Source organism: Sodalis sp. RH15, assembly GCF_047324255.1.
Classification (GTDB): Bacteria; Pseudomonadota; Gammaproteobacteria; order Enterobacterales; family Enterobacteriaceae; genus Acerihabitans; species Acerihabitans ligni.
The window spans coordinates 1,288,707-1,301,617 of sequence record NZ_CP178738.1 but is presented as its reverse complement, the minus strand read 5'-3'; the positions used below and the strand labels follow the sequence as shown (position 1 = coordinate 1,301,617).

At 53.0% G+C, this 12,911-nt stretch carries 10 protein-coding genes; 8 read left to right on the top strand and 2 right to left on the bottom strand.

Translation table 11 applies throughout. From position 1 onward, the window contains the following. Positions 1-20: 20 nt before the first annotated feature. The 4 genes from ACL2XO_RS06175 to ACL2XO_RS06160 all read left to right on the top strand — a co-directional run bounded on the left by ACL2XO_RS06175 (position 21) and on the right by ACL2XO_RS06160 (position 7,270). Positions 21-3,212, top strand: a complete 3,192-nt coding sequence (locus ACL2XO_RS06175) for a hypothetical protein (RefSeq protein ID WP_413742397.1) — start codon at positions 21-23, stop codon at positions 3,210-3,212. Positions 3,213-3,517: 305 nt separating this feature from the next. Next, positions 3,518-4,444: a ketopantoate/pantoate/pantothenate transporter PanS gene (gene panS / locus ACL2XO_RS06170; protein WP_413726655.1), complete on the top strand. Its 927-nt coding sequence runs from the start codon at positions 3,518-3,520 to the stop codon at positions 4,442-4,444. 428 nt (positions 4,445-4,872) lie between these two features. After that, on the top strand, positions 4,873-6,720 hold the full coding sequence (locus tag ACL2XO_RS06165) for a DUF3413 domain-containing protein (RefSeq protein ID WP_413742396.1): 1,848 nt from the start codon (positions 4,873-4,875) through the stop codon (positions 6,718-6,720). Positions 6,721-6,844: 124 nt separating this feature from the next. After that, entirely contained in the window at positions 6,845-7,270 is a 426-nt protein-coding gene (locus ACL2XO_RS06160; protein WP_203522718.1) for an Rrf2 family transcriptional regulator, read from the top strand. Positions 7,271-7,279: 9 nt separating this feature from the next. Here ACL2XO_RS06160 and ACL2XO_RS06155 read toward each other — a convergent pair whose 3' ends face one another. Beyond that, entirely contained in the window at positions 7,280-8,125 is an 846-nt protein-coding gene (locus tag ACL2XO_RS06155; protein WP_203522719.1) for an undecaprenyl-diphosphate phosphatase, read from the bottom strand. 340 nt (positions 8,126-8,465) lie between these two features. On the opposite strand from ACL2XO_RS06155, the gene hcp reads away from it, so the two are divergent. The 3 genes from hcp (at position 8,466) to ACL2XO_RS06140 (ending at position 11,498) form a co-directional block, all read left to right on the top strand. Next, entirely contained in the window at positions 8,466-10,124 is a 1,659-nt protein-coding gene (gene hcp / locus ACL2XO_RS06150; RefSeq protein WP_203522720.1) for a hydroxylamine reductase, read from the top strand. A 9-nt stretch (positions 10,125-10,133) separates the two neighbouring features. Beyond that, positions 10,134-11,111: an NADH oxidoreductase gene (gene hcr, locus ACL2XO_RS06145; protein ID WP_413743040.1), complete on the top strand. Its 978-nt coding sequence runs from the start codon at positions 10,134-10,136 to the stop codon at positions 11,109-11,111. A 147-nt stretch (positions 11,112-11,258) separates the two neighbouring features. After that, a complete protein-coding gene (locus tag ACL2XO_RS06140) occupies positions 11,259-11,498 on the top strand; it encodes a DinI-like family protein (RefSeq protein ID WP_132923304.1) in 240 nt (79 codons plus the stop codon). Between the two features lie 104 nt (positions 11,499-11,602). Here ACL2XO_RS06140 and ACL2XO_RS06135 read toward each other — a convergent pair whose 3' ends face one another. Then, positions 11,603-12,148: a YfaZ family outer membrane protein gene (locus ACL2XO_RS06135; RefSeq protein WP_132923305.1), complete on the bottom strand. Its 546-nt coding sequence runs from the start codon at positions 12,146-12,148 to the stop codon at positions 11,603-11,605. Between the two features lie 303 nt (positions 12,149-12,451). On the opposite strand from ACL2XO_RS06135, the gene ACL2XO_RS06130 reads away from it, so the two are divergent. Beyond that, the gene (locus ACL2XO_RS06130; protein WP_203522722.1) at positions 12,452-12,898 is read left to right on the top strand and encodes a GNAT family N-acetyltransferase; all 447 of its coding nucleotides are present in this window, start codon (positions 12,452-12,454) and stop codon (positions 12,896-12,898) included. Positions 12,899-12,911 lie beyond the last annotated feature (13 nt).

Genomic DNA, 12,911 nt, shown 5'->3' with positions numbered 1-12,911 from the left:
CCATGGCGGCCACCGAATGAATGCCCATAAAACATTTCACAAACGCCGCTCGTCAATCCGGCGTTCATTATTCGGCGGTGCGTTATCTGGTAGTATTTTCCCGCGATGTGTCAATAACACTTTTACTCAACGGAGAAGAGCTCGTCATGCCGATAAGCGCAGTGGGTCACAGAAAGAATGTAGGTACATTTGAAAATAAATTTCTAAAATATAATACTAATATTATCCAGGAACAGATTATTAGCATAGCCCGTTCACAACAGGAGAAAGTACCGGTCAAACCGGGTGGAATAGCTGTTCTCTATACCCTTTCCGCTATTTTACCCCATATTAAAATGGTCGTGAATTCGTCGGCGGAGCCCCGCGGGGGTATCGTCATGTATAATGGCACGGCGCAGAACACCCCCAGCCATAACGGTAAAGCACAGATTATGGCGGCTGCCGCCAGGAACACAAACTATCCTAAGGCTGAATCTAGACCGGCTCCGATTCAAAATCATAGGATTCCCAACATTATTTCCGAGAATACAAATATAAAAAGCAATTTATATCAACATATGGGAAAAACCGCCTCTGAATTTTTTTATCAGTGCATGCAAAAGCTTGATGCGCTGGTAACCCAATATGACCCGCTCAGATTTCCCACGGCCGACGCAACGCCTGTGGGCACTGGTTATTTATCTCAAAACGGGGCCTACTGGGATCAGAATAATCATATCTATGTCATAAAGAGTGAATTGACAAAGAAAAAATTTATTGAATCGTTACTCAATTTCCTTGTCGTTAGCGGACAATTAACGGACTCAGGCGCAGAAAAACTTGAAACCTATGTAAAAGAAAACACCTCCGGCATTCCTTTTTTTCTCACGCCCGTAATAAAATTCGAGAATGAGTCATCAAGAGCGAAAAGGATCTCTGAGGCGGATAGAAACCGGTATATCGGCGAACATATTCGAGAACATTGCGCTTATGAAGCAGACGTGCTTAATACTAAAGGCGAAAATGAAGGAAAAGCCTTTATGTTCTGGGCTGGACGGTTAGAAAATCCTCTTCGAATGATATATGACAATACCGATGAAAGCCCATCCCCTTTAACACTGCAAGTAACAAGCGGGCTGAATTTTTTCTCTGACATTTTGACTCTGGGCTTAAAACCCCTCATTGGAAATCTTATTGCCAATTATCTTAGAAGAGAATACTACCTATCGCAAGGAGACGAGATATGCGCAGAAAGACAGCGCCATCTGATCATAGCTGAACTCGCTACTGGTATTAATGTCGAGGGATTTGCGTTCAGACATCGGGGAAAAGCGCCAATCCTAAAACCGCGAGAAATAATGCATTCGGTTCCCCTGTCCGAGCGGGCAGCCTACTCGCTGCGCAACCCTGCTACCGGGGTCCAAGAGGAACTGCTGATAAAAATAGTAGATAACAAAAAAACAGCGAGCGCGACCCACGATGGCAAAGACAACATTTACCTGAAACCGACGGATCAAAATGAGTTTATGACTTATCATTCTCATCCCGCCAAGCCGGACTTACCGGAAAGGAGAGTCATCTTTGATGAAGAGAAATCAACCTGGCGATATGCCGATAGCGTTGATGCCGCCGAGCTCAATGTACAATTCAGTAAAGGCAAGTCGTTTATTCACTTGCAAGGAGAGAAACATGAATTACGTATGAATCGTCACCGACAATATGAAGCCGTTGTTCATAAGACATCCGGTACCAAGGAATATCTTCCTGTCTATAGGGAACCGTTGTCACGTGAATGGCATTTAGAAGAACACAACGGGCATTCTGTATTCAATACCAGACAGAAGAAAATTATTAATGATTTTAATATTCCAATCGGCAAACCCGTTAAGTACATCGCGGAACAGAACGGCAATCAAAAGAGGTATGGCGCCGGAATAATATACCGGGTGGAAGACACCGATGCTTATTCAAACGATATATTCTATAAAGCCATTGAGATGAATGGCATGGTGGTGCCGGTGAGAGAGCGTATCACATCGAAAAATCGTCTGCATTATGAAATATTCGATATTTCTAATAATCAAAAAGAGACCTACCCGGTTGAGTTTGACGGCGCTCGCTGGCTCTTTGAACGCCCGACGTCCATTCATGCATCCAATTCACTGAAAAAAGCCGTTACGCGGGATATGCTCGTCGACATGGATGCCAGCCAGCTATCAGCACCGGGCCATAGAGGATTAAGATGGGACGCCCGAGAGAAATCCTATTTGAAGGTCCACAATAAATACCTGCCGATAAAAAAATTAAATGGCAATAGATACAGTATTAAAGCACCTATGAAGGGTAATCGCATATATCTCCGATATAACAATGAAAAATTCTCTGTCGAGACAGCTCGCGAGAGGTTGAACAATATCCTTACCGAAGGCTTGAGCGGAAGAAAACGAACACTTGCCTTGGACGTTTTGAAAGAGCAGGATGGGTTTACTGAAGGCAGCGCCAGGGAATTGCTGCTTGAATATCAGTTCCCTAAAGATGGTTTTTTTGATGATTATAATTTTGCTCTTGAAATTGAGCAAACGGGTAAAGTACCTCGGTGGGCCAAGAGATTCAAGAAGTCCCATAGCCCTGAAAACGCTCAATCAGAAGCGCAGAAAACGGTTTCAGTGTTTGCAGTGGGCCAACCCGAACATCCTATTGAACTGAAGCTGGGAGACATATTAGGGGAGGGCTGCTATGGTAAGGTTTTTACTGATGCCAGTGATAATAACTATGTCATAAAAAAATATGTCCGTGACAATAAATATCTTCAGATTGACATAAAAACGTTGACCAATAACGAATCCAACTCATTCCGCCGTTATTACGGCGAGGACTCGGCAACATTATATCATAATGAAGAGGAAGATTTTTATCTGCGAATGTACCGTATTCCAGGTAGAACGGTTCCGCAGCTTCCCCCAGACACTTTACCCCCTGACGCCATTGAGCGGTACGTGGACATGCTGGAAAAACTTAATCATGTCGGCATATTACACGGTGATCTCCACGAGGGTAACATCATGTGGGATGACGAAGCGGAAATATTTCATCCCATCGATATTTACAATGTCAAAGACCAGTATTTCAGTGGAAATTCAGATAACACGCTTCAAAACGATATAGAGGAAGAGGAATGGCTCTATTTGGTTGATGACATCACCGCAAAAATGAAAAGCAATGTCCAGGTTTAACCCATCGGCAAACAATATTTGATAATAACCCTCATTCACGGTGGCCGTTTTGCGGTCGCCGTTTGCACACAATGCAAAAAAAACAATCTGTTGCGCTTCCCCCAAGGCGGTGCTTGACATTATCCCACCGAAGCGACACCTCCAGTGGATGAATATTCACCGAAGGAATATTAGCGTTTTTGCAGCAGAGTGATTGCTACCGGCGGCAATTGAAGGTAAAAATACTTCCGCTGTGGCAAGAGCCGAAACCCGAAATTTCGGCGGTTATACCCCATCCATTATTAAAAAGACGACAAGGACCCCCTATGTTAGCCAAGATTACCCGCCTGTTCCCGCTGTGGGCCGTTTTGCTGTCGGTTATCGCCTATTACTCCCCGGGAACGTTTACCCCCATGGGTCCCTATGTGGGGTATTTGCTGATGCTTATTATGTTCGCCATGGGCGTAACCCTAAGAGCCGGCGATTTCAAACGGGTTCTCACGCGTCCGGCGCCGGTGGTGGCGGCCACTTTCCTGCATTATCTGGTGATGCCGCTGGCCGCCTGGTTATTGGCCAAACTGTTTCATATGCCCGCGGATCTGTCGGCCGGCATGATACTGGTGGGCAGCGTGTCGAGCGGGACAGCGTCCAATGTGATGATTTACCTGGCCAAAGGCGATGTGGCTTTGTCCGTCACCATCTCGGCGGTATCCACCCTGGTGGGGGTATTCGCCACGCCGTTGCTGACCCGGCTCTATGTAGATACCCATATCAAGGTGGATGTGGCGGGCATGCTGCTGAGCATCCTGCAAATCGTGGTCATTCCGATTTTTGCCGGCCTGGTTATCCATCATTTATTCACCAAGGCCGTCAAGCGCATTGAACCGGGGCTGCCGGCGCTTTCCATGGTCTGCATCCTCGCCATCATCAGCGCGGTGGTGGCCGGCAGCCAGGGATTTATCGGCTCGGTGGGCCTGGTGGTCATTGCGGCGGTGATCCTGCATAACGGTATCGGCCTGCTCGGCGGCTACTGGGGCGGCAAACTGTTCGGCTTCGACGAAACCACCTGCCGCACCATGGCGCTTGAAGTGGGCATGCAGAACTCGGGATTGGCGGCAACACTGGGCAAGATATATTTCACGCCGCTGGCCGCCCTGCCCGGCGCGCTGTTCTCGGTTTGGCATAATCTGTCCGGTTCCGTGCTGGCCGGTTACTGGTCCGGCCGTCCGGTGGAAAAAGATCAGCATCGATAATTCCTCGCATACGGCGATGCATTAAGCCAATCCCGGCGGGAAAAGCCTCTTTTTCGCCGGGCTGCATGGCTGACCGGTTACAATTTTTAATTAATTCCCGACGGCCTCCGATATAAACAACGCACGTATTGTGCGTTTTTTCTAATGCTTTTACCGCTTTTGCACTAATATCTATGGCTTGTCCAGACAGGCAAATGCGCCCGCCCCCATGAAGCCGGCATTACAAAAGACATTTTCCGCATACCGCCGCGCCGATCGCGGCATCTATACTTTACTTAACATGCATTATTCATTAAGCCATTTCTCATCTCTCCGGCAAGATAGGTAACAGTTTTTTACCAAAGAGATAATGAATAAAAGCCATTTGGGTGTTAAATCTCACCGCCCAAATTATCTCGTTGCCACTGAAAAGCAGGATTGTTGAAAATATGTTCAGACTAAATGCCTTCCATTCCTCTAAGCTCAATCTTAAATGGGCCGGCATGTTCTGGTTGTTGAACGCCTTTTTACTGACGGCAGTCGCTTTTCGCTTTTGGCAGTGGATCTCCATTCCCCCAGGGGATATCCGCTCGCTGGTGTATTTGCTCACCACGCAGTACGGGCTGTTCGGCGCCTTCTGCGTGCTGGCGATGATTATTCAATGCCTGGTGTGTTTTTTGCCCCCCAGGCTGTTCCGCTCCGTCGGTATCCTCATGGCGTTTTTCCTCAGTGCGCTGCTGGTCGTGGATACCCTGGTGTACGCTCAATACCGTTTTCACCTGAACGGCGTGGTGCTGGAAATGCTGTTCCAGGGACGGGATATCATCGATCTCTCCTGGTATACCTGGCTGATAGGCGGTTGCATCGGTCTGGTATTGCTGGCGGTGCAATGCCTGTTCAGCGCCATGGCAACGAGGATGCCACGCCTGCAGCGGCTGCGCAAGCCGGCCTATGTGTTAATGGCGGTCAGTATTCTGGTCAGCCAGGGGCTGCATGTCTGGGACGATGCCAATTATAAAACCCAGATCCCCGGCTATACCCGGCAATTTCCGCTGTACTACCCCTTAACCGCCAAGAGCCGCCTGGTAAAATGGGGTCTAGTGGATCCTTCGGTGGCCCTGAACAAGGAAAACAATCTGCATGTTGCGAGCGAGGGGGTACTGCATTATCCCTTGCAGGCTATCCAATTCCAGAAACCGGCCCAGCAGCCCAACATCCTGTTTATCCTTATCGATGCCTGGCGCTACGATGACGCCAATCCGCAGGTGACCCCTAACGTCAGCCGCTTTGCCCAGCAGGCTTTGCGCTTTCATCAGCACCGCAGCGGCGGCAATTCCACCGAACCGGGTATATTCAGCTTGTTCTATAGCCTGCCCGATACCTATTGGCTGTCGGTACGCAACAGCGGCCAGCGTCCGGTGTTAATGCAAACCCTGGCGGACCAGGGATATGAATTCTCCATACACGGCTCCGCCAATATCAATCATCCGCCGTTTGATCGAACGGTGTTTGCCCAGATTCCCAATTTGAAGATCAGCAACGGCGCCCGCACTCCCGCCCTGCGGGATCAAGAGATAACCGATGATTTCAAGCAATTTATCGACAAGCGCGACGGCTCGCGGCCGTTCTTTGGTTTCCTGTTTTACGATGCCGCCCACGGTTATGACCTGCCTCCTAACCCGGTAACGCCGTTCCAGCCTTACTGGGATCGGGTAGACCATATCAAGCTGAATAATGATTTTGATCCCACGCCTTATCATAACCTCTACCGTAATGCGCTTTATTACGATGATGGGCTGATTGGCCAGGTATTAACCAAACTGCAGCAGGCCGGGCTGGATAAAAATACCCTGGTGATCATCACGTCCGATCACGGCGAGGAATTTAACGATCACAAAAAGAATTACTGGGGGCACGGCAGCAACTACAGCGATGTGCAGATTCATGTTCCGATGTTTATGCGTCTGCCGGATGGGCAAAGCGGCGATATCGACCGGCGCACCACGCATTTCGATGTGGTACCGACCCTGATGGCGACGGTGGCCGGGGTAAAAACGCCCGTCAACGATTACAGCGTGGGCCAGAATATGCTGGATCCCTCGGCCCCGCAGTCGCAGGATATGATTGTCGGCAGTTATTATAATTATGCCGTGGTCTCGCCGGATTTAATTAATGTGGTCTATCCCGGCGGCGTTTTCGAAACCCTGACCCCGGACCTGAACCCCACCAAGCACCGTTTGCTGCAGGGGGATCGGCTGAAAAACATTATCAGCCTGATGTCGCGGTTTAATAGATAGCGCTGCATAATCAAAGGGCAGCAGAAGGGAGACAAGTGTCCGCCGGCTGGCACACGTTTAGCCATAGGCGAATCTGCTGCTTGCAATTATACTATCCGCCTCTCTTTGGCTGTCAGGAGGGCTTATGAAGCTCACGCGATATACCGACTACGCATTACGGGTAATTATTTACCTCGGTTCGCGGGATGACGGCCTGTCGTCCATCGCTGAAATTTCCGCCTTATATGACATCTCGCGCAATAACCTAATGAAGGTAGTGCAGGATTTGGCCCATCTGGGCTATGTCGAGGCGATCCGCGGCCGCAGCGGCGGCATCCGCCTGGGGCGGCCGGCGCGGGATATCAATCTCGGCACGCTTATCCGCCACACCGAGAAAAACCAGAAGCTGGTGGACTGCACCCGGTGCGTGATTGCCCCCGTCTGCGGCCTGCCCGGGGTGCTGAGCGAGGCTACCCGGGCGTTTTTCGCCGTGCTGGATAAATACACCCTGGCGGATTTACTGGTGCAGCGCCACCATTTTAACGATCTGCTGATCTTCTCCGATCAATAATCCCCGACGTCAGCCGAGCCAAAATACCAGCAGCGCGGCGAGAATGCAGTAGCCGCCGAACAGATGCCAGCGGTCGTGTTCCAGCCAGCGCGACAGCCAGCGCAGGGCAACCAGGCCGGCAATAAAACTGAACACCATCCCCAGCAGGCTGGGCCACAGCATCGGCATGATTGCGCCTGACGGCAACGGGTGATTCGCCGCGCCGCCATGTAAGGCACGCAGCGCTTCTTTAGCGATCACCACCGGCGTAAGCACCACCGCCAGGGCAAAGCTGAACTCTTCGGCGCGTCGGCGCGTCACCCCCATGGCAAGTCCGGTTGAGATGGTGGCCCCCGATCGGGAAAATCCGCGAAAAGGCAAACAGAGCCCCTGAACCAAACCGATGACCACCGCCCTGACGCTGGATATTTCACCGCCCTCGCGTTCGCCAAAACGTGACGAGGCGATAATCAAAACGCCGGCGGCGGCCAGCCCCGCCGCAATAAGCCTGCTGTTGCCAAACAGATGCTCAATTTCAAAATCCGCGGCATTGTGGGCATAAAGATGTTTAATCAGGCTTTGCAGGGTCAATCCCACCACGCCGGTCACCGCGGTGGCCAAAACAATATAAAAGGCATTGTGGCGGAAGGCCTTGCCGGAGCTGAAATAGGTGCTGCGCCAGGTTTTCCAGAAATAAAGAATTACCGCAAACATGGTGCCGGTATGCAGCATCACCAGTAATAACGTCATTTCAGGCGCGGTGGGATCCAGACCCAGCAGCTTCTCGGCCATGATCACATGGGCGGAACTGGATACCGGCAGCAATTCGGCCAGACCCTGCACGATAGCGAGGATAACGATTTGTATAAAAGACATGGAGTCGGTCTCACATCAAGTCGAAGGCGATGATGCCATCGCAAAGGGAGGAAATCATAAGAAGCGCTAGCCTGGGGACAAAGGGTAAAGAATGAAAGAAGTCTATAGAAACCGCTTCGTTTTTACCGCTCAATTTTGCGTTAGAACTGTTACTGATCATTTCGTGCGGTAGTTTCTGCCGGCAACGATTTCAATGGACTATGAAGCGACAATCCGGATTACCCGCGAAAATTGCGCTATATCAAGTAATGATTAACTAGCGGAAATTGCACTATTACATTCAGCGGCGGCGTTCTATCTTAAAGATGCATTTAAAATGCATCTTTAAGGAGATCTCATTATGTTTTGTGTGCAATGTGAACAAACCATCCGTACGCCTCTGGCTAACGGCTGCGCCTACGCGCAGGGAATGTGCGGTAAAACCGCCGAAACCTCCGATTTACAGGACCTGCTGATTGCGGTGCTCCATGGCTTATCGGCCTGGGCGATACGGGCTCGTGAATTGGGCATCGTCGATCATCGGGTAGACAGCTTTGCACCCCGGGCTTTTTTCGCCACCCTGACCAATGTGAACTTCGATTCGGCGCGCATCGTCGAATATGCCCATGAAACCATAGCCCTGCGCGAGAGATTGATTGCGCGCTGCCGGGCCCTGGCACCGGGAGCGGACATTTCGCATCCCATGGCCCATATCACGCTGCCCGCCCTGTCGCTGGCCGGGCTGCAGGCGGAAGCGCAACGTTTCGCCCTCAATACCGATAAAGACGAAGTGGGCGCTGACATACACGGATTGCGAATGCTTTGCCTGTACGGCCTGAAAGGCGCCGCCGCCTATCTGGAACATGCCCATGTACTGGGGCAGTATGACGATGAAGTCTACCGTCAATACCATGAGATTATGTCCTGGCTCGGCACCCGGCCTGCGCAAATGGACGACCTGCTGGCGCAGTCGATGAATATCGGCAAAATGAATTTTTCCATACTGGCCATGCTAGACCGCGGCGAGACCGAAACCTATGGCAATCCGAAGCCCACCCGCGTGAACGTGAAAGCGGTGGCGGGCAAGGCCATACTGATTTCCGGCCATGACCTGCGGGACTTGCGGATGCTGCTGGAGCAGACCGAGGGCACCGGGATCAATGTTTATACCCACGGCGAGATGCTGCCCGCCCACGGCTATCCGGAGCTGAAAAAATTTGCCCATCTGGCGGGTAATTACGGCAGCGGCTGGCAGAACCAGCAGACTGAATTCGCCCGTTTCCCCGGACCAGTGGTGATGACCTCCAACTGCATTATCGATCCCTTCGTCGGGCAATATGACGAAAGGATCTGGACCCGCAGCATCGTCGGCTGGCCGGGGGTAAAGCACCTGGAAGGGGAGGATTTCTCGCCGGTTATCAAACAGGCCCAGAGCATGCCGGGTTTTCCTTACAGTGAAATCGAGCATATGATAACCATCGGATTCGGCCGCCAAACGCTGCTGGACGCCGCCGATACGGTCATCGACCTGGTGGCGCAGCAAAAGCTGCGGCATATCTTCCTGGTGGGCGGTTGCGACGGCAGCCGGGAAGAACGCAGCTACTACACCGATTTTGCCCTCGGCGTACCGCAGGACTGTCTGGTCATGACCCTGGCGTGCGGCAAATACCGTTTCAACAAGCTGGATTTCGGCACCCTGGAAGGGCTTCCCCGCCTGCTGGACGTAGGGCAATGCAACGATGCCTACTCGGCTATTACCCTGGCGGTAAAACTGGCGGAAAAATTGGGCTGCGGCGTCAATGATCTGCCGCTCAGCCTGGTGCTGTCTTGGTTTGAACAGAAGGCCATCGTGATCTTGCTTACGCTGCTGTCCCTGGGGGTAAAAAATATCTTTGTCGGCCCCACCGCGCCCGCCTTTCTCACCGACAATCTGCTGGCGGTGCTTAATCAGCAATTCGGCCTGCGTCCCATCACCGAAGCGACCCGGGATCTCGATGCCATTTTCGCCGCCTGCGCCTAAGGAGCCATGATGTTTGCACCTCACGCGTTATGCACGCACGCCATGCAGGTCCATCACATAGAGCAGGAGACCCCCGATGTCTGGACTCTATCCCTGATCAGCCACGATGTTTATGCTTACCAACCGGGGCAGTTCGCCCTGGTCAGCATCAACAACAGCGAGACCCTGCGGGCTTATACCCTTTCTTCAACGCCGGGGCAAAGCCGTTTTGTCACATTGACGGTGCGCCGTCTGGAAAACGGCAGCGGATCGGGCTGGCTGACACAGCGGGTAAAAACCGGCGACAACCTCTGGCTGTCGGATGCCCAAGGGGACTTCACCTGCGCCCGGCAAGAGGACGAACGGTATCTGTTTCTTGCCGCCGGCTGCGGCGTGACGCCAATCATGTCCATGTGCCGCTGGCTGGCGGCCAATCGTCCGCGGGCGGATGTTCAGGTTATTTACAGCGTGCGTTCACCCCGTGAGGTGATTTTCGCCAAAACCTGGCCGACGCTGCAGCCCTGGCTGAAATTGACGCTGTTTGCCGAACAGCAGGCCCTTCCCCCCGTGCTGGCCGGCCGTCTGACGCGGGAACACCTGGCGGCGCTGGTGCCGGATATCGCCATCCGCCGAGTCATGGCCTGCGGTCCGGCGCCTTATATGGATCAGGTGGAAAAAGATGCCATGGCGCTGGGGGCCACCGCTTTTATGCAGGAGCGATTCCATGCCCCGGCGGTGACCGGCACGCGGCAGCTTAAGATCACCCTGGCGCGGCTGCAGCGGGAATTCAGCGCGCCGGTGGGTGTTACCCTGCTGGCGGCGCTGGAGGCCAATAAAATCCCGGTTAACGCCGCCTGCCGCGCCGGCGTTTGCGGCTGCTGCAAAACCCGGATCCTCACCGGCCGCTATACCACCACCAGTACCATGACCCTGAGCCCGGCGGAGATCGCCGAAGGCTACGTGTTGGCCTGCAGTTGCCGGTTAGAAAGCGATATCGCCCTGGCCTGACCTTGGGCGGCTCCCGTTTGCCTAGGCTTGCCTAAACCTGAACCCAGCGGATTACGGCCTAAATAAATGGCGGGAAATCCGCCATTTCCATTGATCCCGCCCGGAATAATCTGTATAAAAAACCAGTGCCACTAAAAGGGAGGTTTTATGCGGGTAGAATTGATTTATGACAAGCGCAACGTCAGCGGTTTACCAAACGCCGGCGCGTTAATCGAGGCGGAGCTGGCGAAACGCGTCCATCGCGTTTTCCCTGCCGCCGAAGTAAAGGTAAAAGCCATGCAGGCCAACGGCATCAACACCGACGCCAATAAACAGGAAAAGGCGGTATTGAATCGCCTGGTGGAAGAGATGTTCGAAAACGCCGATGAATGGATGATTGTGGAGTAAGACGCCTGACGCGTGCCCTCTATGGAACGGCAGGGCCCGCGATCACCTATCGTGCAACGAGCCGGTCAAAGGGAACCCTGCGGATGTGGCCGCCGGCGCAGCCGTCAGAAGTTGAACGCTCCGCCGATATAAGGGCCGTCAGCCACAATGTTGTCGCGGTCGCCGTCTTTACCGTCTATCGCCATATAACGATAGCCGACGCTGACCGTCACCACCGGAATCGCCGTCAAACGCACCCCGGCGCCGGCTTCGGTGTAATTGCCGATACTGCTGGAAAGCGACTCTGGGGAATAATAATAATCGCCGTACAGACTGAACAGGCCGGCCACCGGCAGCTGCAGCCCGCCGCCCACCGCGACGGCGTACCCTTCATCGCCGTCTTTCGGCCCCATATACAGGCCTTTGCCGCCGGCGGTGGCCATAAACGGGCCGAAAGGAATATTGTACCCCAGGCCTAAACCGGCCACATCGCCGTTGTCGTCGTTGTGCGCCCAGTTACCGGTCAATGCCAGGCCGGGCGTGGTGGTACCGAAACCAAAACCCAGGTTAGTATAATGTTCACCCACTTCACCGGTGACGCTGGCGGCACTGGCTGATGCGGCGGCAAACATCAGGCTGGCGACAGCGCCAGCAGCAAGAATCTTGTTCATTATTTATCCTGAATATTCAAAATGGGCGGGGGAAATTCCGCCATTGGCAGTCTAACCCAAAGCGGGATAAAAAGTAGCGGGTTATTGGCTTGAATATCATGATTTAACGTTCATTTCATACAAAAAATAGCCAATTTCGGTTTAGTCTCGCCTGCTGCCCCCGCGCCGCATGCCTGCGCAGCGTGGGCAGAGATTGGAATCATGATCATGGCCTATTTTCATTGTTAATTCTTGCACCTGTTGGCTGGGGCATTCTTTGTCTACTGTTAAGACTCAACAATCAAGACGACAAGGAAACCGGCTATGACCCCCATCAGGATAAGCCATATCGACAGCGAGCAGGATTGCCTTGCCTGCTTTGACGTTATGCGGGAACTCAGGCCGCATCTTGCCGGCGCACAGGCATTCGCCGAGCAGGTAGGGCGGCAGGCCGGCCAAGGCTATCGGCTGCTGGCGGCGTGGCAAGACGAACAAATCACTGCCTTGGCGGGCTACCGCCTGCAGGAAAACCTGCTGTACGGGCGCTTTCTTTACGTCGACGACCTGGTGGCAACCGCTCGTGTCCGCAGCCAAGGACAGGGCCGCGACCTGATGGCGGCGTTACGCCGGGAAGCGATGCGCCGGGAGTGCGCCTATCTGGTGCTGGATACCGGCCTGGCAAATGCTCTGGCGCAGCGCTTTTACTTCCGCCGGGGCCTGCTGTCCAAAGGACTGCATTTCACCCTGTCGCTACAGGGAGATAAATCATGAGCATGCTGCGCGC